Genomic DNA, 19,822 nt, shown 5'->3' with positions numbered 1-19,822 from the left:
CGCAGGGGTACGGCGTCCCGCCCACCGAGACGTGACGGCGCCCAGTGCCCTACGTCCCCCGCGACGGGCGCCCACCGACGGTGCTGCCTGTCGGTGAGCGGGCCGTCGCTACGCGTCCGGCCTGACCACGGCCTTGATCGGCATGGACCCCGCGCCCGCCATGGTGACGTTGCGGCCGGGTCGGGGGGCGTGGACCATCGCGCCGTCCCCGACGTACATCCCGACGTGGCTCGCGTCGTCGAAGTAGATGATCAGGTCGCCCGGCCGCATGTCCTTGACCGCGACCTTCGGCAGCCGCAGCTGCTCCTGCGAGGTGCGCGGGATCCTCTTGCCCGCCGCCAGCCAGGCCTGCGAGGTAAGCCCGGAGCAGTCGAACGAGCCCGGCCCCTCCGCACCCCACACGTACGGCTTCCCTATCTGGGCGGCCGCGAACTGCACGGCCCGCTTGCCCGCGTCGGTGGCCGCCGTGCCCGCGGAGCCGGTCATCGCGCCCGTGGACAGCCAGTCGGTCTGCGCCTTGCGCTGCGCTTCCGCCTCCAGCTCCAGCAGCCGCGCCTTCTGCTCGGCCTCCAGCTTGCTTTCGAGGTCCTCCGCCGCCTTGATCTTGTCCTCGACCTGCTTCTTCGCGGCCTCCTGCTTGACCCGGTTCGCCTCCAGGGTCTCCCAGTGCGCGCTCGCGTCCCTCGCGTACTGCTGCAAGTCGCTCTGGGTCCGGTTCAGTTCCGAGAGCAGGTCCGCGCCGGCCTTCTCGCCCTGGCGCAGCCGGTCGGAGCCGTCCAGGAACTGGGCCGGGTCGTTGCTCAGGGCCAGCTGCGCGCCGGGCGGCAGGCCGCCCGAGCGGTACTGGGCGCGGGCGGCCGCGCCCGCGCGGCCCTTCAGGGCGGTGATGCGGTCCTGGCCCGCGAGGACCAGGTGGGCGATCTCCACGATCTTGTCGGACTGCGTCTTGGTCTCGCTCTCCGCGAGGTTGAAGGCGTCCGTGGCCGTGCCGGCCTCGCGGTAGAGGCCCTCTATCTCCTTGCGGACCTGCTCCAGGGACTTGCCCTGCCGGGGCTCCGGTGCGGCGTACGCGGTGCCGGCCAGCGCGCCGGGAGCGGACAGCAGCGCCATCGCGCAGAGCAGTGTGAGGGCGATCGAACCCCGTCGTCGTTTCCTCATGGTCCCCCCAGACACAGGATCGATTAATCGTCAGTAACGTGTCATTGCCTTCGGGATGGTGCCACGAGTCGCTGAATTCCAACACCCTTGTGGATATCCACCCGATGAGTCCCCATGGGTCCCACTCGCCGCCCCTGCGGCCCCCCGGCCCCCCTGGCTGCACCGGCCACTCCCGCCCCCGTCACCCCGAAGGCCTCAACGCGTCCCACCGCACCGTGAGTTCCCCCTGGCGCCACCGCACCGGCCCGTCCGCCAGCGGCCAGTCCCCGGACAGCGCCCGCGCCGTCCGGATCCAGCGCTGCCGCGCCCCGTAAGAGGCGTACGGGGCCGCCGCCGCCCACGCCCGGTCGAAGTCGCGCAGGAACGCGTGCACCGGTTCGCCCGGCACGTTCCGGTGGATCAGGGCCTTCGGCAGCCGCTCCGCCAGGTCCGAGGGGCGCTCCAGGGAGCCCAGCCGGGTCGCGAAGGTCACCGTGCGCGCCCCTTCGGGCCCGAGCGCGACCCATACGTGGCGCCGCCCGATCTCGTCGCAGGTCCCCTCCACCAGCAGCCCGTCGGGAGCGAGCCGGTCGCACAACCGCTCCCACACCGCCTCGACCTGCTCCTCGTCGTACTGGCGCAGCACGTTCGCCGCCCGGATCAGCGCCGGCCGCACCCCGCCCTCCAGCGGCACCTCGAAGCCGCCGTGCCGGAAGCTCAGGCCCTCCCGCTCGTACGGCTTCGCGCCCGCCACCCGGGCCGGTTCGATCTCGATGCCCACCACCCGCACCCGCGGAGCCGCCTCCCGCAGCCGTGCCAGCAGCTCCACCGCGGTCCAGGGCGCGGCCCCGTAGCCGAGGTCCACCGCCACCGGGGCGTCCGCGCGCCGCAACGCCGCTCCGTGCGTCGCCGCGATCCAGCGGTCCATGCGGCGGAGGCGGTTCGGGTTCGTCGTCCCGCGGGTCACCGTGCCGACGGGGCGACGAGGGGGAGGGGTGGAGCGGGAGGCCATGTGCAGAGAGTAAGCGGAGCGCTCCCGCGCGATGAAAATCCGGCTCGGCAGCAGGAAAAACGCCCGCCCCGGAATGCGGGACACGGCCGTCCGGGTTGCACTCCTAGAAGAGCGCCGACAGCGCTCTCGGTGCCATGCCGTCCGAGCGAGAGGAACTGCTCCCTTGAGCCAGTACGTGTCCCGCATCGGCGGCAGCATCGGCGGCCGCTTCGCCGCGGCCCGTTCCGGCACCCGCCACGAGCCGCCGCGCCTGCGCCTGCCCGCCGCCGTCGGCGGCCACCGCAAGCCGCGCCGCGTCGCGATGCTCAGCGTGCACACCTCACCGCTGCACCAGCCCGGCACCGGCGACGCCGGCGGCATGAACGTCTACATCGTCGAGCTGGCCCGGCGGCTCGCCGCGATCAACATCGAGGTCGAGATCTTCACCCGGGCCACCACCGGCGGCCTGCCGCCCGTGGTCGAGCTCGCGCCCGGAGTCCTCGTACGGCACGTGGACGCGGGCCCGTACGAGGGCCTCGCCAAGGAGGAGCTGCCGGCCCAGCTGTGCGCCTTCACCCACGGCGTCATGCAGGCCTGGGCCGGCCACCGCCCCGGCTACTACGACCTGGTCCACTCCCATTACTGGCTCTCCGGCCACGTCGGCTGGCTCGCCGCCGAGCGCTGGGGCGTCCCGCTCGTGCACGCGATGCACACCATGGCCAAGGTCAAGAACGCGGCGCTCGCCGAGGGCGACACCCCCGAGCCCGCCGCCCGCGTCATCGGCGAGACGCAGATCGTCGACGCCGCCGACCGGCTCATCGCGAACACCGCCGAGGAAGCCGACGAGCTCGTCCGCCACTACGCGGCCGACCCCGGCAAGGTCGCCGTCGTCCACCCGGGCGTGAACCTCGACCGCTTCACCGTCGCCGACGGCCGCGCCGCCGCCCGCGCCCGCCTCGGGCTGCCGCAGGACGCCGTCATCCCGCTCTTCGCCGGCCGCATCCAGCCGCTCAAGGCTCCCGACATCCTGCTGCGGGCGGTCGCCGAGCTGGTGGACCGGGAGCCGGCGCTGCGCAGCCGGCTGTTCGTGCCCGTCGTCGGCGGGCCGAGCGGCAGCGGGCTCGCGAAGCCGGAGGGACTGCAGAAGCTCGCCGCGAAGCTCGGCATCGCGGACCTCGTGCACTTCCATCCGCCGGTCGCGCAGGACGCGCTCGCGGACTGGTTCCGGGCGGCGTCCGTCCTGGTCATGCCCTCGTACAGCGAGTCCTTCGGGCTGGTCGCCATAGAGGCGCAGGCCACCGGCACGCCGGTGCTGGCCGCGGCCGTCGGCGGGCTCCCGGTCGCCGTCAACGACGGGGTGACGGGCATCCTCGTACCCGGCCACGATCCGGTCGACTACGCCCGCGAGCTACGGCGCTTCGTGGACGAGCCGGGGCTGTCGGACCGGATGGGCGCGGCGGCCGCGCGGCACGCGCAGTTCTTCGGCTGGGACACCGCCGCGAGCGGCACGGCCGACGTGTACACGGGGGCCATGCACGATCATCGCCGTCACGTACGCTCCCACCATGGCTGACGCTGAACCCACCGACGGCACTGACGGCACCGGCATCGCGGCGATCATCGAAGCGACGCTGACCGGCGCGGAACTGAGCTGGGAGAGCCCGGAGCCGGGCTCGTACGTGGTCCAGCTCCCCGGCACCCGCAAGCTGAGCACCACCTGCTCGCTCAAGGCCGGGAAGCACTCCCTGTCGGTCAACGCCTTCGTGATCCGCCACCCGGACGAGAACGAGACCGGAGTCCACCGGTGGCTGCTGGAGCGCAACCTCAAGCTGTACGGCATGGCCTACGCGGTCGACGCGCTCGGCGACGTCTACCTGACGGCCCGCCTCCCCCTGTCGGTGATCACCCCCGACGATCTGGACCGGCTGCTCGGCACGGTCCTGGAGGCGGCCGACGGAGCCTTCAACACCCTGCTGGAGCTGGGTTTCGCGAGCGCGATCCGGCGGGAGTACGAGTGGCGGGTCTCGCGGGGCGAGTCCACGCGCAACCTGGACGCCTTCAAGCACCTGACGCGGCCTTCGGCCTGACCGGCCATCAGCCCGGGCGGCCATCAGCCCGGCCGGCCCCCGAGGCGCCGGATCCCGGGCGGCCGCGCCGGGAACGGCGCCGCGCGGCGCCCCGGGCCGCATCCCCGCCTCAGACGCCGGCGCCACCGGGGACGACGGCGGTCGCCGGAGCCGGCTCGCCCGTGAGGACGGCCACCGGAGCGGTCTCCGCCCTGAGGACGGCTGCCGGAGCGGGCTCCGCCGGGGCGGGCTCGGCCGTGGCGACGGGCACGGGGGAGTCGCCCGGACCCGCTCCCGGTTCCCCTTGGGGGAGCCCCCGCATCAGCAGCCAGTAGCCCAGCGCCGCCACCGTGCCCAGGACCGCCGTCGCGCCCCACAGCCACGCCGCGCCGAAGTGCTCGATCGCGAAGCCCGCCATCAGCGGCGCGATCAGCGAGGCCACCGCCCAGGACATCGTGTACATGCCCTGGTAGCGGCCGCGCCCGTGGACCGGGGAGAGCCGCGCCACCAGGCCCATCTGGGTCGGCGAGTTGATGATCTCGGCCAGCGTCCACACGCAGACGGTCAGCGCCAGGCTCCACACCGCGCCGCCGAAGGCCGTCAGCCCGAACCCGTACCCGGCCAGCAGCGCCGAGATCACCAGCAGCTTCTGCGGATCGCGGTGCTCGATGAACCGGGTGACCGGGATCTGCAGCAGCACGATCAGGACGCCGTTGACCCCGATGACCAACCCGTAGTCGGCGGTGGAGAACCCGGCCGCGCCCATCGCGAGCGGCAGCCCGAACGAGCCCTGCATGAAGATCAGCGAGATCAGGAACGACAGCCCGACCACACCCATGAACCGCCCGTCCCGCAGCACCGTCCCCAGGCCGACCTCCGGCTCGGCGGCCGCCTTCTCCGCCTCCGTCTTCTCCGGCCGGGACTCCGGCAGCTTGAGATAGACGAGCACCGCGCAGACCAGCGTCAGGGCCGCCTCGCCGAGGAAACCGGCCAGGTAGCTGTACTCCGCGACGAAGCCCGCCACGGTCGCGCTGACGGCGAAGCCCAGGTTGATGGCCCAGTAGTTCAGCGCGAAGGCCCGTACCCGGTCCTCCGGGCGGACGATGTCGGCCATCATCGCCTGCACCGCCGGCCGCGAGGCGTTGGAGGTCATGCCGACCAGCAGCGCCACCGCGGCGATCGCCGCCGGGTGCTCCATGAACCCGAGCAGCGCCACCGAGAACGCGGTCGACGCCTGCGCCACCATCAGCGTGGGCCGCCGGCCCAGCCGGTCCGTGAGCACCCCGGCGACGAGCGAGGACACCACACCGCCGAGCCCGTGCAGGGCCACCACAAGTCCCACGAAGGAGGCCGAATAGCCCCGCTCCAAGGTCAGGTACAAGGTCATGAATGTGGCGACGAAGGCCCCGAGCCTGTTGACCAGCGTGCTCGTCCAGAGCCACCAGAACTCCCGGGGCAGACCCGCCACGCTCTCGCGGGCGGCCCGTCTCACACTGGCAACGGACATATGGGATCCCCCCGGAGATGTAAGCGTCCCTCTACTCGATCGGACCCTACGGACCCGGGCCCGCCGGAGCCACTGGATTGACGGCTGCCGTCAATCGGGGACCGTCCGCGCGCCCTCCGCGCGCGGTCCACACCGCGCGCGGGCGCACGGGTGCGTCCATTAGGCTCGTACGCATGGCCGACGCACCGTACAAGCTGATCCTCCTCCGCCACGGCGAGAGCGAATGGAACGCGAAGAACCTGTTCACCGGCTGGGTGGACGTCAATCTCAACGAGAAGGGCGAGAAGGAGGCAGTCCGCGGTGGCGAACTCCTGAAGGACGCCGGACTTCTCCCCGACGTGGTCCACACGTCCCTCCAGAAGCGCGCGATCCGCACCGCGCAGATGGCGCTGGAGGCCGCGGACCGCCACTGGATCCCGGTCCACCGCTCCTGGCGCCTGAACGAGCGCCACTACGGCGCCCTCCAGGGCAAGGACAAGGCCCAGACCCTCGCCGAGTTCGGCGAGGAGCAGTTCATGCTGTGGCGCCGCTCGTACGACACCCCGCCGCCGGCGCTCGAAGACGGTACGGAGTTCTCGCAGTCCGGGGACCCGCGCTACGCCTCCATCCCGCCGGAGCTGCGCCCGCGTACCGAGTGCCTCAAGGACGTCGTCGTCCGCATGCTCCCGTACTGGTACGACTCGATCGTCCCGGACCTGCTCGACGGCCACACCGTCCTGGTCGCCGCGCACGGCAACTCCCTGCGCGCGCTGGTCAAGCACCTCGACGGGGTCTCCGACGCCGACATCGCGGGCCTGAACATCCCGACCGGCATCCCGCTCTCCTACGAGCTGGACGCCGACTTCAAGCCCCTCAACCCGGGCGGCACCTACCTCGACCCGGACGCCGCCGCGGCCGCCATCGAGGCCGTCAAGAACCAGGGCAAGAAGAAGTAGTACGAGCGCCCTGCCCCCGACCCGCGCCCCCGCGCGGATCGGGGGCATTCGTCTGTCCTGGGCCCCCTGGGGCCCTCGGTGTTGACGCCTGCTGAAGCGGTGAACTCCGCCCCGCCCCCGGCTCAGGTCACGGCGCGGGGCGGGGGAGCGGGCCCCGGTCCGCCGGGGGCCCCGACGGGCGGGGTCGCGTCGCGCGCTCGGCGATCCTGCGGGCCATCTCCGCGCGCCGCGCCTTCGCGTTGCTGCCGTCGATCTGGCCGGCGAAGGCGCGGTACGCCGCGGCCACCAGCTCGTCCGAGGCGCCGGGGAAGGCACGGCCGATCGCCCACAGGGCGTTCTCGGTCGCGGCGTCGAGCCCCGTCTCGGTACGGACGCCGCGCCCCGACAGCACGTCCGTCAGGACGCTGTCGAAGGTGCGCCGCACCTGCTCCTTGCCGGGACGACCTGAGCGCACGGCGGCCTCCTCCTCGTAGGGACCGGTGCGAAGGGCCCCGGCCGACGGGGTGTCGGACGGGGCCCTTCGCGTACGGGCGACCGTACGGGCGGCCTCAGCCGCCGCACTGGCAGGGGGCTCCGGACTGGCAGCCGCAGCCGCAGCCCGAGCCGCAGCCGCAGGCCGCGAGCAGGGGCAACCGCAGGCGCAGGCCCTCCGGGGGCTGCGCTTCCTGCTCCGGGGTGATGGGGACGGGGGAATCGGGCATGGATCCTCCTCGTGGGCGTCGTGCCTTCGCCCTCATTCATGCCCAGCCCGGCCCCCGCGTCAACGGCGCATTGGGGGCTCGTTGTTGATCCAGGCTCAGCGGAGACCGGTCGGGCGGTCCCGGCTCAGGCGCCCTCGACCGGGGTGGGCGCCTGGAGCTCGTCCGCGTGCTCGCCCGTCACCAGGTAGACCACGCGCTTGGCGACCGACACCGCGTGGTCCGCGAAGCGCTCGTAGTAGCGGCCCAGCAGCGTCACGTCGACCGCCGTCTCGATGCCGTGCTTCCAGCGGTCGTCCATCAGGTGCTGGAACAGCGTGCGGTGCAGCTGGTCCATCTCGTCGTCGTCCTGCTCCAGCTGGAGCGCCAGGTCGACGTCCTTCGTGATGATGACCTCGGCCGCCTTCGCCATCAGCCGCTGCGCGAGCTGCCCCATCTCCAGGATGGTCGCGTGCAGGTCGCGCGGGACCGCCGTGTCCGGGAAGCGCAGCCGCGCGAGCTTGGCGACGTGCTGCGCCAGGTCGCCGGAGCGCTCCAGGTCGGCGCTCATGCGCAGCGAGGTGACGACGATGCGCAGGTCTGTGGCGACCGGCTGCTGGCGCGCGAGCAGCGCGATGGCACGGGCCTCCAGGTCGTGCTGGAGGTCGTCGACCTTCTGGTCGGCGGCGATGACGCTCTCGGCGAGCTTCAGGTCGGCGTCGAGCATGGAGGTCGTGGCCCGCCCGATGGCGGAGCCGACCAGCCGGGCCATCTCGACCAGGCCTTCACCGATCGAGTCCAGTTCCTCGTGGTACGCGTCACGCATTCTCGTGTCCCTCTCTCGACCTACTACTGCCTACTGCGGGTACTGCCCGGGGCGCGGGCCGGTGCGGCCATCGCCCCCACGTTGCCACGGTGAACCCCGAACGCGACCGACTCCGGCACCACAAGTGAATCAGCACGGTCGTCAGGGTGAACTCTGGGCGACGACTGTTCGAGGTGCCACCCGAACGGCTGTGGAAGTGTCCCCCCACCTGCTTAACCTGGAGTCATGGACGTGAACGCGGCGGTCGCCGCAGCTGCAGCGATCGCCGGTCTTTGCACCGGTGTGATCGCGATGCTGGCGTTCCGCTGGAGCGAGCGCGACCAAGCCCGCCCCACCCGGAGCTCCATGCGCCCCGACATCAACGCGGTGCTCCCACCGGGAGTGGACACCGTCCTCTCCGTGCTCCGCTCCTCCGCCGTCGTGCTCGACGAGGGGGACGCGGTGGTCAAGGCCAGCTCGGCGGCATATGCCCTCGGCCTGGTCCGCGGCGGCAAGCTGGCCGTCGAGCCCATGCTCCACATGGCCCGCGACACCCGGCGCGACGGGGAGATACGCCAGGTCGAGCTCGACCTGCCCCGGCGCGGCACCGGCCGCGGCGAGGCGCTCGCCGTCTCGGCGCGCGTCGCCCCGCTCGGCTCCCGCCTGGTGCTCCTCCTCGTGGAAGACCTCACCGAGGCCCGCCGCATCGAGGCCGTGCGCCGCGACTTCGTCGCGAACGTGTCGCACGAGCTCAAGACCCCGGTCGGCGCGATCTCCCTGCTCTCCGAGGCCGTCATGGACGCCTCGGACGACCCCGAGGCGGTGCACCGCTTCGCCGGCCGCATGCAGATCGAGGCAACCCGCCTGATCAACCTCGTACAAGAACTCATCGACCTCTCCCGGGTACAGAACGACGACCCCCTGGAGGACGCCGAGCCCGTCCGCGTGGACACCCTCGTGGCCGAGGCCATAGACCGCTGCCGCCACACGGCGTCCGCGAAGCAGATCACCATGGCCGCCGGCGGCACCGCCGACCTGCGGGTATGGGGGAACCGGGGGCAGCTGGCGGCCGCCCTCGGCAACCTGGTCGAGAACGCCGTCAACTACAGCCCCGCCCGCACCCGCGTCGGCATCGCCGCGCGCCGGGTCACCGCGCCGGGTGGAGACTTGATCGAGATAGCCGTGACCGACCAGGGCATCGGCATCCCGGAAAAGGACCGCGAGCGCATCTTCGAACGCTTCTACCGTGTGGACCCGGCCCGCTCCCGCGCCACGGGAGGAACCGGCCTGGGCCTTGCGATCGTGAAGCACGTAGCGGCTTCGCACGGCGGGGAGGTGTCGGTATGGAGCTCGGAGGGCCAGGGTTCCACGTTCACCCTGCGACTCCCCGAAGCGGCCGCGCCGGCCCCGGCGAAGGCCTCCGCACCCGCCAACCCCCTGCTCGAACCTCACACCGCACCAGCCATCCCTGCCCCGGAGGTCCTTCCGTGACCCGAGTGCTCGTCGTCGAGGATGAGGAATCCTTCAGCGACGCCCTGTCCTACATGCTCCGCAAGGAGGGCTTCGAGGTCGCCATCGCCGCGACCGGGCCCGACGGGCTCGACGAGTTCGAGCGCAACGGCGCCGACCTCGTCCTCCTCGACCTGATGCTCCCCGGCCTGCCGGGCACGGAGGTCTGCCGGCAGCTCCGCGGCCGCTCCAACGTCCCCGTGATCATGGTGACCGCCAAGGACAGCGAGATCGACAAGGTCGTCGGGCTGGAGATAGGAGCCGATGACTACGTCACCAAGCCCTTCTCCTCGCGGGAGCTGGTCGCCCGCATCCGCGCGGTCCTGCGCCGCCGCGGCGAGCCGGAAGAGGTCACCCCGGCAGCCCTGGAAGCGGGCCCCGTCCGGATGGACGTCGACCGCCACGTGGTCACCGTCGCCGGAGGCAAGGTGGACCTCCCCCTGAAGGAGTTCGACCTGCTGGAGATGCTGCTGCGCAACGCGGGCCGCGTACTGACCCGCATGCAGCTCATCGACCGGGTCTGGGGCGCCGACTACGTCGGCGACACCAAGACCCTCGACGTTCACGTGAAGCGCCTGCGCGCCAAGATCGAGCCGGACCCGGGCGCGCCCCGCTACCTGGTCACGGTGCGTGGCCTCGGCTACAAGTTCGAGCCGTAAGCCGCAACGGGCGGATGCGTCCGGCCCGCCGCCGGCCGGAGGCCGGCGCAGCGTCCCGAAGCCGGGGAGGCCCCTTGGGGCCGAGCGGTGCGAGGGGCGCGTGTGGGAGGAGACGCACGTACGGGAACGGCCCCCGTCCGCATCGAGCGGACGGGGGCCGTTCCCGTTGAGTACGGTGCCGCGTGCCTCAGTGGCCGGTGCCGGTGGACGCCGACCCGGACGGGGAGCCCGACGGGCCGCCCGCGTGCGAGCCCGAGGGGGACCCGGACGGCGAGCCCGAAGGGGACCCGGACGGCGAGCCCGAGGGGGAGCCCGACGGGGTGGCGCCCGCGACCGGGGCGACGGTCGGGCCGTAGCCCGCGTACATGCCGGTGGCCGGGACGACGAAGCCTTCCAGCTCGACGTCGCCCGTGGTGCTCAGCTGGAAGACGATCTTCTGGACGTTGCCGTCCACGATGGAGTCCCCGCCGCCCGCGATCGCGGCGGAGGCGTTGCCCTTGCCGCCCAGGACGACGGAGCCGCCGGCCGGGACGACGACCTTGGAGCCGCTGCCCGCGGGCTTCAGCGTCACGATGGCCTTGCCCCCCGGAAGGGTGATGGCATCGAGCGTCTGCGCCTTGGTGCCGGTGTTGAACACCGTCGCGGAGACCGCGGCCGGGCCCTTCTTGTCCTTCTCCTGGGTGATCACCAGAGCGTTCTGGATCTTGATGTCGCCCTTGGTGGTGGCGGCATTGTCCGGCTTGACCTGGAGAGTCGGCGCGTCGTTGCCCGCGGCGCAGGCGCCCAGCGAGACGATCGAGAACGCGACGGCGGTGGCGGCGAGGGCGCCGCGTCGAAGGCTGCGGCTCACGGGGGAGGCAACTCCTTGGACGTACGGAACGGAAGGGTGGACGCCTCGGAGCGGCGAAGTAAAGCCGCTCTAAGGATGTGTCAGCGCGCTTAGGTTACCGAGCCGCCGCCCTGCCCCCGCACCCGACCCTCCGCAGTGTGGGACCGGGCCCTCCGCGGGGTTCGGCCCCCGCACCTGCGGCTCCCGACGCGGCCCGGCCGGGGTCGGGTGATCTTTCATTCGCAAAAGACCCGGGCGCAAAGGCCGGCGCGGCTCCGGTGATCAATTTCGGGATTTCATCGAACACCGCCGGGTGATCAATTCCGGATTGGGCCGGAGCGGACCCCGTACGGGTGGCCGCCAGTCGAACGGAGTAGTTCGGTTTCCCGCCCTGGAAACCGTCAAAACGGGACGTACGACACATCGTCGGGGCTCCCGGGCAGGTGTAACGTAGCCGTTTCGCCTGGTCCGCACAGCGCCTCCGACCTGCGAAGACCCTCTTCCGGAAGCCTCTCGCAGCACGTTCCTGTCGCTGTTGTCAAGCCCTGAGATGGGCCCTGACCTGCGAAAACGCCATTCATAACGGTCGATTCTCGTGTTACCCTGGATAGCCACGGAAGGGGTACCTGTCACATGACGTTCAAGGTTGGCGACACCGTGGTCTATCCCCATCACGGGGCCGCGCTGATCGAGGCTATCGAAACTCGCCAGATCAAAGGCGTGGACAAGACCTACTTGGTGCTCAAGGTCGCTCAGGGCGACCTGACCGTTCGTGTGCCTGCGGACAATGCGGAGTTCGTCGGTGTTCGCGACGTAGTCGGCCAGGACGGGCTGGACCGGGTCTTCGAGGTGCTTCGCGCACCGTACGCAGAAGAGCCGACGAACTGGTCCCGGCGCTACAAGGCAAATCTGGAAAAGCTCGCTTCTGGCGATGTCATCAAGGTCGCCGAGGTTGTGCGTGACCTGTGGCGTCGTGAGCGCGAGCGCGGGCTTTCCGCGGGCGAGAAGCGCATGCTCGCGAAGGCGCGTCAGATCCTGGTGAGCGAGCTCGCGCTCGCCGAAAACACCAACGAGGACAAGGCCGAGGCCCTCCTCGACGAAGTGCTCGCGTCCTGACGCGATCATTCGTACGCTCTGTCGTACACAGTTGTGCCGCGGTGCCCGATGACAAGGAGACTTGTTGCCGGGCGCTGCGGCATGTCTGGACCCATGCCTGTATCGCTACTGCCTGCACTGACCAGCTGCACCCACTGGCGTGCCGGGTCCGGGCAGCCGACTCGACCGGTCGTCACGGAAGGGGCGAGGGCGTCGCACCCGGCACCCTTCAGGCCATACCCATGTCGGCCGAAGTCACAAACCTGGCTCGGAGCTACTGATGTCTGACGAATCGCGCCCGCACCGCACCGCCGCGGTGATCCCGGCCGCCGGCCGCGGAGTCCGTCTCGGTCCCGGCGCCCCCAAGGCCCTGCGGACCCTGGGCGGCACCCCCATGCTCATCCACGCCGTACGCGCCATGGCACGCTCCCGCGCGGTCGCGCTCGTCGTCGTCGTGGCGCCCCCCGCCGACACCGCCGAGGTGCGCCGACTGCTCGACGAGCACGCGCTGCCCGAGCGCACGGAGATCCTGGTCGTCCCCGGCGGGGAGACCCGGCAGGAATCCGTGCGCGCCGGCCTGGACGCCCTCCCGGCCGACATCACCGCCGTCCTCATCCACGACGCCGCCCGCCCCCTGGTTCCCGTCGACACCGTCGACTCCGTCGTCGAGGCCGTCCGCGACGGCGCGCCCGCCGTCGTCCCCGCCCTCCCGCTGGCCGACACCGTCAAGGAGGTCGAGCCCGGCAAGCCCGGCGAGCCCGAGCCGGTCGTCGCCACCCCCGTACGGGCCCGGCTGCGCGCCGTACAGACCCCGCAGGGCTTCGACCTCGCCACGCTCCGCCTCGCGCACGAGAAGATCGCCCTGAACGGTGAGGGCGCCACGGACGACGCCGGCATGGTGGAGCAGCTCGGCGTCACCGTCGTGGTGGTCCCCGGCCACGAGGAGGCCTTCAAGGTCACCCGCCCGCTCGACCTGGTCCTCGCCGAGGCCGTACTCGCCCGCCGGAGGGCCACCGATGCGTACTAGCTCTGCAGGTTCCGAGGAGTCCGCGGGCGCGGGCGCCGGTTCCGCGGCTCCGGCCGAGGCCGCCGCCCGGCCCGCCGCCGCCGCGGCCGCGGGTGACGGCGGGCAGGCCGCCGCCGGCCCCGTCATCCCGCTCGTCGGCATCGGCACCGACGTGCACGCCTTCGAGGCCGGCCGCGAGCTGTGGTGCGCCGGCCTGCTCTGGGAGGGCGAGGACGGCCTCGCCGGGCACTCCGACGGGGACGTCGCCGCGCACGCCGCCTGCGACGCGCTGTTCTCCGCCGCCGGCGTCGGCGACCTCGGCGCACACTTCGGCACCTCCCGCCCCGAATGGTCCGGCGCCGCCGGAGTCACCCTTCTGGCCGAAGCCGCCCGCATCGTCCGCGCCGAGGGCTTCGAGATCGGCAACATCGCCATCCAGGTGATCGGCGTGCGCCCGAAGATCGGCAAACGGCGCGAAGAGGCGCAGAAGGCGCTCGCCGCCGCCGCGGGCGCCCCCGTCTCCGTCTCGGGCACCACCACCGACGGACTGGGGCTCACCGGCCGCGCCGAAGGCCTCGCCGCCCTCGCCACGGCCCTCGTCTACCGGACGAACCGGGCTTAGGGGGTGTTTCCCGGATCTCCGCGGCGTCGCGGGCTCCGGGAAACACCCCCTGATACCCCGTACGCCCACACCGCTCCCGCGACTCTTCGACAACAAAGCGGGCCCCGCGTTCCGAAAGGGTCGCGGGGCACTGCTACAGGCGCACTACCCTGGATGCCGTGACTATTCGCCTGTACGACACCAGCGCCCGGCAGATCCGTGACTTCACCCCGCTCGTTCCGGGCTGCGTCTCGATCTACCTCTGCGGCGCCACCGTGCAGGCGGCCCCGCACATCGGGCACGTCCGCTCGTACCTGAACTTCGACATCGCGCGCCGCTGGTTCACCTACCGCGGGCTCGACGTCACCTTCATCCGCAACGTCACCGACATCGACGACAAGATCATCGCGAAGGGCGAGGACCAGGGCCGCCCCTGGTGGTCCATCGGCTACGAGAACGAGCGCGCCTTCAACGACGGCTACAACGCGCTGGGCTGCCTCCCGCCCACGTACGAGCCGCGCGCCACCGGCCACGTGCCCGAGATGATCGAGATGATGCGCGGGCTCATCGAGCGCGGCCACGCCTACGTCGCCGACGGCAGCGTCTACTTCGACGTGCGCTCCTTCCCCGGCTACCTGGAGCTCTCCAACCAGGACCTCGACGACCTGCGCCAGCCCGCCGAGTCGGGCATCACCGGCAAGCGCGATCCCCGCGACTTCGCCATGTGGAAGGCCTCCAAGCCGGGCGAGCCCGACTGGGAGACCCCGTGGGGCCGCGGCCGTCCCGGCTGGCACCTGGAGTGCTCCGCGATGGCGCACAAGTACCTCGGCAGCGCCTTCGACATCCACGGCGGCGGGCTCGACCTGATCTTCCCGCACCACGAGAACGAGATCGTCCAGGCCAAGGCCTACGGCGACGAGTTCGCGAAGTACTGGATGCACAACGCCTGGGTCACCCTCTCCGGCGAGAAGATGTCCAAGTCGCTCGGCAACTCCGTCCTCGTCTCCGAGATGCTCAAGGTCTGGCGCCCGATCGTGCTGCGCTACTACCTCGGCACCCCCCACTACCGCTCGATGATCGAGTACAGCGTGGAGTCCCTGCGCGAGGCCGAGTCCGGCTTCGCGCGCATCGAGGGCTTCGTCCAGCGCGTCATCGAGAAGGCCGGCGGCTCCGTCGAGCCGGCCGCCGAGGTGCCGCCCGCCTTCGCCGAGGCCATGGACGACGACCTGGGCGTCCCGCAGGCGCTCGCGATCATCCACACCACCGTCCGCCAGGGCAACAGCGCGCTCGCCGCCGACGACAAGGACGCCGCCATCGCGCGCCTGTCGGAGGTCCGGGCCATGCTGGGCGTCCTCGGACTCGACCCCCTCGACCCGCACTGGGCCGGCGAGGCGGACCGCGGGGAGGACCTCCACGGAGCCGTGGACACCCTCGTACGCCTGGTCCTGGAGCAGCGCGAATCGGCGCGCGCCCGCAAGGACTGGGCCACCGCCGACGCCATCCGCGACCAGCTCCAGCAGTCGGGCCTGGTCATCGAGGACAGCCCCACCGGACCCCGATGGACGCTCGGCCCCCGCTGAGCCCACCGGCGCAGTCCCACTGGCGCACCCAGATTGGGCCGCCCGGCGATCCGGGCGGCACACTCTTCATACGTACATATCGCAGAACCAACGAAAACAGGTAGAGGTCATGGCCGGGAACAGCCAGCGCAGGAACCGCCGCACGTCCAACAAGAAGGGCGCGACGGTCGGCAGCGGTGGCCAGCGGCGCAAGGCCCTGGAAGGCAGGGGCCCCACGCCCAAGGCCGAGGACCGCAAGAAGCACAAGGCCAACCGCATCAGCAACGCCATGGCCAGGCAGGCGGCCAAGCGCCGCCCCGCCCCCCGCCGCGGCGGCCCCAAGGGCACCAGCGAGATGGTCGTCGGCCGCAACCCGGTCTTCGAGGCGCTGCGCGACGGCGTACCGGCCGTCACCCTGTACGTCCAGCAGTTCATCGACAACGACGAGCGCGTCCGCGAAGCCCTCCAGCTCGCGGCCGAGCGCGGCAACATCAACCTGATGGAAGCCCCGCGCCCCGAACTCGACCGGCTGACCAACGGCCTCAACCACCAGGGCCTGGTCCTCCAGGTCCCGCCGTACGAGTACGCGCACCCGGACGACCTCACCGCCGCCGCGTACGAAAACCACGAGGACCCCCTCATCGTCGCCCTCGACGGCGTCACCGACCCGCGCAACCTCGGCGCGATCGTCCGCTCCGTCTCCGCCTTCGGCGGCCACGGCGTGGTCATCCCCGAGCGCCGCGCCGCCGGCATGACCGCCGGTGCCTGGAAGTCCTCCGCCGGCACCGCCGCCCGTACCCCGGTCTCCCGGGTCACCAACCTGACCCGCGCCATCCAGGAGTACAAGAAGGCCGGCATCACCGTCGTCGGCCTCGCCGCGGAGGGCACCCACGAGGTCCACGAGCTCGAAGCGCTCGGCGGCCCCGTCGTCATCGTCGTCGGCTCCGAGGGCAAGGGCCTCGGCCGCCTCGTGGGCGAGAACTGCGACTACCTCGTGCGCATCCCGATGCCGGGCGGCGCCGAGTCGCTCAACGCCGGTGTCGCCGCGGGCGTCGTCCTGTACGAGGCCTCCCGCCGCCGCGCCACCCGCGGCCGCGCCTGAGCACCACCACCCGCACGCACCACCCGCGATCCCGCCGGCCGCAGCCGTTCGAGCACCACCGCGGCCGCCGCTTGATCCACTTGGCTCACCGGACGTGACCCGTGAGCGTGTCACCCCGCCCCTTACGGGCGGGGTGGCTTGATTTGACGGGTCTCGGACACATCCCTGATGTCAAGGCAGTGTCCTAAACACCCGTCACTCGGTTAGATGAGTGTGGACACCAGAACGCCAGGGTTCGACGACCAGCCCGCGCTGAGCATGGTCAAGGTGCCGTGCGACCCCGCACAGGTCATCGTCAACCACGCCAGCTTCCGCGTGCGGCTCGCTCCGAGCCCCAGCGCGCGTCCCAGGCCCGCGGGCGCCCCCGGGCTCGCCCCGGCACTCGGCGGGGCCCTCGCGGCCGCCGGAGCCGGAGCCGCCCGCCGCCGACCCGTCGTCTGGAGCGGCAAGTCCGCCCCCGGCGACGCCGCCGCCAGCGCCGCCATGGGCGGCCTGCTCCAGGCCGTACGCGATCACGGGCGCGCCCACGACGGCCACGCAGAGTACGACGGCGGAGCCACCCAGGTCATCCCGCGCATCGACCTCGCCCACGACCTCGCGGACGACACCCTCGCCACCCCGACCGTCATCGGCCAGCGCAGCTACGGCGATTCCCCCGATGACGCCGACACCCGCGCGCAGCCCGTCGTGGGAGGCCGTTCCCACCCCCACGAGGCCTACGACGCCGCCCACGAAGCCACCGGATCCGCGGACTCCCGCCGGGCCCAGGGCGACGCCCGCGCACAGGCCTCGTACTACCCCGGCCGCCGCATGAACCTCGGCGTCGTGCTGCTCCCGCTGCGCGTCTTCCTCGGCTTCATCTCCATCTACGCCGGCATGGGCAAACTGTGCGACCCCGTCTACTTCGACGGTGGCGAGCGCGGCTCCATGGTCACCTGGCTGCACACCCTGCAGCCCTGGGCCCTCGCCGAACCGCTGCGCGACTTCGCGCTCGCCCACCCCGTCGGAGCCGGGCTCAGCGTGGCCTTCCTCCAGGTCATCGTGGGCGTGCTGACCGTCTTCGGCCTGTGGCAGCGGTTCGCCGCCTGCTTCGGCGCCCTGCTGTCCGCCGCGCTCCTCATGACGGTGAGCTGGAAGACCGTCCCCGCCTACGACGCCCCGGACATCATCTACCTCGCCGCCTGGAGCCCGCTGATCATCGCCGGCGCCCCCGTCTACTCCCTGGACGGCCGCCTCGCGAGCGAGGCCTGGCGCACCCTGGGACCGCGCTCCGAAGTCTGGCGGCTGCGCCGCCGGGTCCTGCGCCGCGGAGCCGTCATGGCCGGTGTCATCTGCGGGCTCACCCTGCTCATCGGCTCGCTCCTCGGCGGCGCCGTCCGCTCCACCACCGTGGTCACCGTGCCCGGCCCCGGCGAAGCCCCGAGCAACTACCTGCCCGGGCGGCCCCTGCCGCGCACCCCGCAGCAGCAGCCCGTCAGCCCCAAGCCCTCGAAGCCGGCCGCACAGCCCTCGGCCGGTGCCTCCTCGCCCGCCGCCAAGTCCGGGCGCGGCACCGCCGGTTCGACCTCCCCGACGGCCGGCTCCGGCTCGCCCACCGCGACCCGCGGCACCACCAGCGGCAGCCAGACCCCGCGCAGCACCCCCCGCCAGTCCACCCCGCAGAAGCCCCCGGCCAGCTCCACGGGAACGGGCAGCGGCGGCTCCACCGGCGGCACGGGAAGCACCGCACCGTCGCAGCCCGACCTGCTGGGCGGACTCCTCGGAGGCTGACGGGCACCCGACGAAGGCGAAGGGCCCGGCACGCGAGAGCGTGCCGGGCCTTCTTCGTGTGCGGCGGCCGTACGGGCCCGGCGAGGGCCCGTGCGGGTCTGTACGGGCCGCACGGGCGCGGGTGGCGGTACGGGGGCCCGCCCGGGCGCGTGTGGGCGGCAGGAGGCGCTACGGGGCCTTCTGCGCGGCCAACTCCCGCGCCGCCTCGGTCAGGTCCTTCGCCGTGTCGATCGCCCGCCAGTAGGCCCCCTGGGGCAGCGGGAAGCCCGCCAGGCGCCGCTCACGGGCCAGCCGCGGGAACGTCGTACGCTCGTGGTCACCCAAATCCGGCAGCAGCGCGGCGAATTCGGGCCCGAAGACGTACACGCCGGCATTCACCGGGTACGGCGACTGCGGCGCCTCGATGAAGTCCAGTACGTGCCCGTACGCGTTGATCTCCACGACCCCCCACGGAATGCGCGGCCGGGCCAGCGCGAGCGTGGCCGTGGCGCCGCGTTCGGCATGGAAGGCGGCCATCTCGCGCAGCGAGAAACGGGTCCACACGTCCCCGTTGGTCGCGTACCAGGACCGGTCGGGGTGCGGAAGGTGCCGGGCGGCGAACTTCAGACCACCGCCCCGGCCCAGCGGCTCGTCCTCCACCACGGTGGTCACCCGCAGCGGCAACGGGGCCTCGGCCAGCCACTTTTGGAGCACCTCGGCGAGGTGTCCGCAGGAGACCACGGCATCCGTCACCCCCTCGGAGGCCAGCCAGGCGAGCTGGTGCCCGATGATCGGCATCCCCGTTCCGGGGATCTCCACCATCGGCTTGGGACGGTCGTCCGTATATGGCCGCAGCCGCGAACCCTGACCCCCCGCCAGGACGACCGCCTGGGTCGGGGAAGCCGGGAACGCGGCCGCGTGAATTCGGTCGGAACGCTCGGAATCGGTCATGTTCGTTGTGTCCGGGTGCTGAAGGGAGTGCGGCGGCGACCGTCAGCCCATGGAGGCGACGCCGGACGCGTACGAGGTGTCGCACACCGGCCGCGCGAACGACTGGGCCTTCGTGGGCCCGTAGGCGTCCACCGCGGCCCGCCCGAGGGCGCGCGCGATCCCCACGCAGTGCTCGGCGAGGGACGGCCGCCGGTCGACCTCCTGCTGGAGGTGGGTGAGGACGTCACCCGGCTGCTCGCCCTGCTGGATCTCGCTCAACAGCTTGGCGCGCAGCACGTCCTGGGCGGCGAGCGGCTTCGCGGGGACGGAGACGTCCTCGGCGGACGCGGTCAGGATCTGGGAGGGGGTGTTGTCCGCCCAGGGGACCATGGTGACCGCGAGGGTCCCGGACAGGACCAGGACGACGGGCAGGACCAGGGCGAGGGATCGGCCGATACGGCGGGCAGTGTGGGTCACGAGGGCGAGAGTAGCGCTCGGTGAAGATATGGCGACATTTAGTCACCCGGTCGGGGGATGGTTCGACGTGGCTTTTCGAATTAAGGGTTGACGCTTGGGGCCGAATGGCCCGATCTGCCGGAACTCACGCCGGAGGGGCGCCCCTTGACGGGACGCCCCTCCGGCGCTTGCGCTTCGAGCGTGGGACG

Annotated in this window: 20 protein-coding genes; 11 read left to right on the top strand and 9 right to left on the bottom strand. The window is 72.1% G+C overall.

The features are described from left to right. Positions 1-108: 108 nt before the first annotated feature. On the bottom strand, positions 109-1,158 hold the full coding sequence (locus AC6CKD_RS24915) for a C40 family peptidase (RefSeq protein ID WP_498330011.1): 1,050 nt from the start codon (positions 1,156-1,158) through the stop codon (positions 109-111). Positions 1,159-1,339: 181 nt separating this feature from the next. Beyond that, positions 1,340-2,149: a class I SAM-dependent methyltransferase gene (locus AC6CKD_RS24910; RefSeq protein WP_498330010.1), complete on the bottom strand. Its 810-nt coding sequence runs from the start codon at positions 2,147-2,149 to the stop codon at positions 1,340-1,342. 163 nt (positions 2,150-2,312) lie between these two features. On the opposite strand from AC6CKD_RS24910, the gene mshA reads away from it, so the two are divergent. Then, the gene (gene mshA, locus AC6CKD_RS24905) at positions 2,313-3,701 is read left to right on the top strand and encodes a D-inositol-3-phosphate glycosyltransferase (protein WP_498330008.1); all 1,389 of its coding nucleotides are present in this window, start codon (positions 2,313-2,315) and stop codon (positions 3,699-3,701) included. Beyond that, the gene (locus AC6CKD_RS24900) at positions 3,694-4,215 is read left to right on the top strand and encodes a type III secretion system chaperone family protein (protein ID WP_498330006.1); all 522 of its coding nucleotides are present in this window, start codon (positions 3,694-3,696) and stop codon (positions 4,213-4,215) included. The genes mshA and AC6CKD_RS24900 overlap by 8 nt, the downstream gene beginning before the upstream one ends. A 109-nt stretch (positions 4,216-4,324) precedes the next feature. Here the strand turns inward: AC6CKD_RS24900 and AC6CKD_RS24895 are convergent, their stop codons facing one another. Then, positions 4,325-5,701 carry an MDR family MFS transporter gene (locus AC6CKD_RS24895; protein WP_498330004.1) on the bottom strand — a complete coding sequence of 459 codons (1,377 nt, stop codon included), beginning with the start codon at positions 5,699-5,701 and terminating at the stop codon, positions 4,325-4,327. A gap of 173 nt (positions 5,702-5,874) precedes the next feature. Here AC6CKD_RS24895 and AC6CKD_RS24890 point away from each other — a divergent pair, with 173 nt between their 5' ends. Continuing rightward, entirely contained in the window at positions 5,875-6,636 is a 762-nt protein-coding gene (locus tag AC6CKD_RS24890; protein ID WP_403717052.1) for a phosphoglyceromutase, read from the top strand. A 127-nt stretch (positions 6,637-6,763) separates the two neighbouring features. On the opposite strand, the gene AC6CKD_RS24885 is transcribed toward AC6CKD_RS24890, so the two are convergent. The 3 genes from AC6CKD_RS24885 to phoU form a co-directional block, all read right to left on the bottom strand. After that, on the bottom strand, positions 6,764-7,090 hold the full coding sequence (locus AC6CKD_RS24885) for a hypothetical protein (RefSeq protein ID WP_498330002.1): 327 nt from the start codon (positions 7,088-7,090) through the stop codon (positions 6,764-6,766). A gap of 94 nt (positions 7,091-7,184) precedes the next feature. Then, positions 7,185-7,337: a hypothetical protein gene (locus tag AC6CKD_RS24880; RefSeq protein WP_243339483.1), complete on the bottom strand. Its 153-nt coding sequence runs from the start codon at positions 7,335-7,337 to the stop codon at positions 7,185-7,187. A gap of 124 nt (positions 7,338-7,461) precedes the next feature. Continuing rightward, positions 7,462-8,139, bottom strand: coding sequence for a phosphate signaling complex protein PhoU (phoU, locus tag AC6CKD_RS24875; RefSeq protein ID WP_498330000.1), 678 nt, complete (start codon positions 8,137-8,139; stop codon positions 7,462-7,464). 225 nt (positions 8,140-8,364) lie between these two features. On the opposite strand from phoU, the gene phoR reads away from it, so the two are divergent. Continuing rightward, positions 8,365-9,609: a two-component system sensor histidine kinase PhoR gene (gene phoR / locus AC6CKD_RS24870; RefSeq protein ID WP_498329999.1), complete on the top strand. Its 1,245-nt coding sequence runs from the start codon at positions 8,365-8,367 to the stop codon at positions 9,607-9,609. 5 nt (positions 9,610-9,614) lie between these two features. After that, positions 9,615-10,286: a two-component system response regulator PhoP gene (phoP, locus tag AC6CKD_RS24865; RefSeq protein WP_465270294.1), complete on the top strand. Its 672-nt coding sequence runs from the start codon at positions 9,615-9,617 to the stop codon at positions 10,284-10,286. A gap of 187 nt (positions 10,287-10,473) precedes the next feature. On the opposite strand, the gene AC6CKD_RS24860 is transcribed toward phoP, so the two are convergent. Then, positions 10,474-11,136, bottom strand: a complete 663-nt coding sequence (locus AC6CKD_RS24860; protein WP_498329997.1) for a DUF461 domain-containing protein — start codon at positions 11,134-11,136, stop codon at positions 10,474-10,476. 612 nt (positions 11,137-11,748) lie between these two features. Between AC6CKD_RS24860 and AC6CKD_RS24855 the strand changes: the two genes are divergently transcribed. From AC6CKD_RS24855 to AC6CKD_RS24830, 6 genes are all read left to right on the top strand, one after another. Further along, positions 11,749-12,231: a CarD family transcriptional regulator gene (locus AC6CKD_RS24855; protein ID WP_003953493.1), complete on the top strand. Its 483-nt coding sequence runs from the start codon at positions 11,749-11,751 to the stop codon at positions 12,229-12,231. 259 nt (positions 12,232-12,490) lie between these two features. Beyond that, positions 12,491-13,237 (top strand): 2-C-methyl-D-erythritol 4-phosphate cytidylyltransferase, encoded by a 747-nt coding sequence (gene ispD / locus AC6CKD_RS24850; RefSeq protein WP_498329994.1) that lies wholly within the window; start codon positions 12,491-12,493, stop codon positions 13,235-13,237. Next, on the top strand, positions 13,227-13,838 hold the full coding sequence (ispF, locus tag AC6CKD_RS24845; protein ID WP_498329993.1) for a 2-C-methyl-D-erythritol 2,4-cyclodiphosphate synthase: 612 nt from the start codon (positions 13,227-13,229) through the stop codon (positions 13,836-13,838). The genes ispD and ispF overlap by 11 nt, the downstream gene beginning before the upstream one ends. A 158-nt stretch (positions 13,839-13,996) precedes the next feature. Further along, a complete protein-coding gene (cysS, locus tag AC6CKD_RS24840; protein ID WP_498329991.1) occupies positions 13,997-15,397 on the top strand; it encodes a cysteine--tRNA ligase in 1,401 nt (466 codons plus the stop codon). Between the two features lie 109 nt (positions 15,398-15,506). Next, the gene (gene rlmB / locus AC6CKD_RS24835) at positions 15,507-16,478 is read left to right on the top strand and encodes a 23S rRNA (guanosine(2251)-2'-O)-methyltransferase RlmB (RefSeq protein ID WP_498329989.1); all 972 of its coding nucleotides are present in this window, start codon (positions 15,507-15,509) and stop codon (positions 16,476-16,478) included. Positions 16,479-16,685: 207 nt separating this feature from the next. Next, positions 16,686-18,248: a DoxX family protein gene (locus AC6CKD_RS24830; RefSeq protein ID WP_498329987.1), complete on the top strand. Its 1,563-nt coding sequence runs from the start codon at positions 16,686-16,688 to the stop codon at positions 18,246-18,248. Positions 18,249-18,416: 168 nt separating this feature from the next. Here the strand turns inward: AC6CKD_RS24830 and AC6CKD_RS24825 are convergent, their stop codons facing one another. Then, the gene (locus tag AC6CKD_RS24825) at positions 18,417-19,178 is read right to left on the bottom strand and encodes a nucleotidyltransferase family protein (protein ID WP_498329985.1); all 762 of its coding nucleotides are present in this window, start codon (positions 19,176-19,178) and stop codon (positions 18,417-18,419) included. A gap of 42 nt (positions 19,179-19,220) precedes the next feature. After that, on the bottom strand, positions 19,221-19,634 hold the full coding sequence (locus AC6CKD_RS24820; RefSeq protein WP_498329984.1) for a hypothetical protein: 414 nt from the start codon (positions 19,632-19,634) through the stop codon (positions 19,221-19,223). Positions 19,635-19,822: the final 188 nt, after the last annotated feature.

This window comes from Streptomyces sp. GQ60, from assembly GCF_059758875.1.
The sequence above is the reverse complement of the archived record's forward strand: the minus strand, read 5'-3'. Positions and strand labels throughout refer to the sequence as shown.

Bases quoted from the DNA above. Each gene is read 5' to 3' on its own strand.
- AC6CKD_RS24915 (WP_498330011.1), bottom strand. From the start codon at position 1,158: ATGAGGAAACGACGACGGGGTTCGATCGCCCTCACACTGCTCTGCGCG.
- AC6CKD_RS24910 (WP_498330010.1), bottom strand. From the start codon at position 2,149: ATGGCCTCCCGCTCCACCCCTCCCCCTCGTCGCCCCGTCGGCACGGTG.
- AC6CKD_RS24900 (WP_498330006.1), top strand. From the start codon at position 3,694: ATGGCTGACGCTGAACCCACCGACGGCACTGACGGCACCGGCATCGCG.
- AC6CKD_RS24895 (WP_498330004.1), bottom strand. From the start codon at position 5,701: ATGTCCGTTGCCAGTGTGAGACGGGCCGCCCGCGAGAGCGTGGCGGGT.
- AC6CKD_RS24890 (WP_403717052.1), top strand. From the start codon at position 5,875: ATGGCCGACGCACCGTACAAGCTGATCCTCCTCCGCCACGGCGAGAGC.
- AC6CKD_RS24880 (WP_243339483.1), bottom strand. From the start codon at position 7,337: ATGCCCGATTCCCCCGTCCCCATCACCCCGGAGCAGGAAGCGCAGCCC.
- phoU (WP_498330000.1), bottom strand. From the start codon at position 8,139: ATGCGTGACGCGTACCACGAGGAACTGGACTCGATCGGTGAAGGCCTG.
- phoR (WP_498329999.1), top strand. From the start codon at position 8,365: ATGGACGTGAACGCGGCGGTCGCCGCAGCTGCAGCGATCGCCGGTCTT.
- AC6CKD_RS24855 (WP_003953493.1), top strand. From the start codon at position 11,749: ATGACGTTCAAGGTTGGCGACACCGTGGTCTATCCCCATCACGGGGCC.
- ispD (WP_498329994.1), top strand. From the start codon at position 12,491: ATGTCTGACGAATCGCGCCCGCACCGCACCGCCGCGGTGATCCCGGCC.
- ispF (WP_498329993.1), top strand. From the start codon at position 13,227: ATGCGTACTAGCTCTGCAGGTTCCGAGGAGTCCGCGGGCGCGGGCGCC.
- rlmB (WP_498329989.1), top strand. From the start codon at position 15,507: ATGGCCGGGAACAGCCAGCGCAGGAACCGCCGCACGTCCAACAAGAAG.
- AC6CKD_RS24830 (WP_498329987.1), top strand. From the start codon at position 16,686: ATGAGTGTGGACACCAGAACGCCAGGGTTCGACGACCAGCCCGCGCTG.
- AC6CKD_RS24825 (WP_498329985.1), bottom strand. From the start codon at position 19,178: ATGACCGATTCCGAGCGTTCCGACCGAATTCACGCGGCCGCGTTCCCG.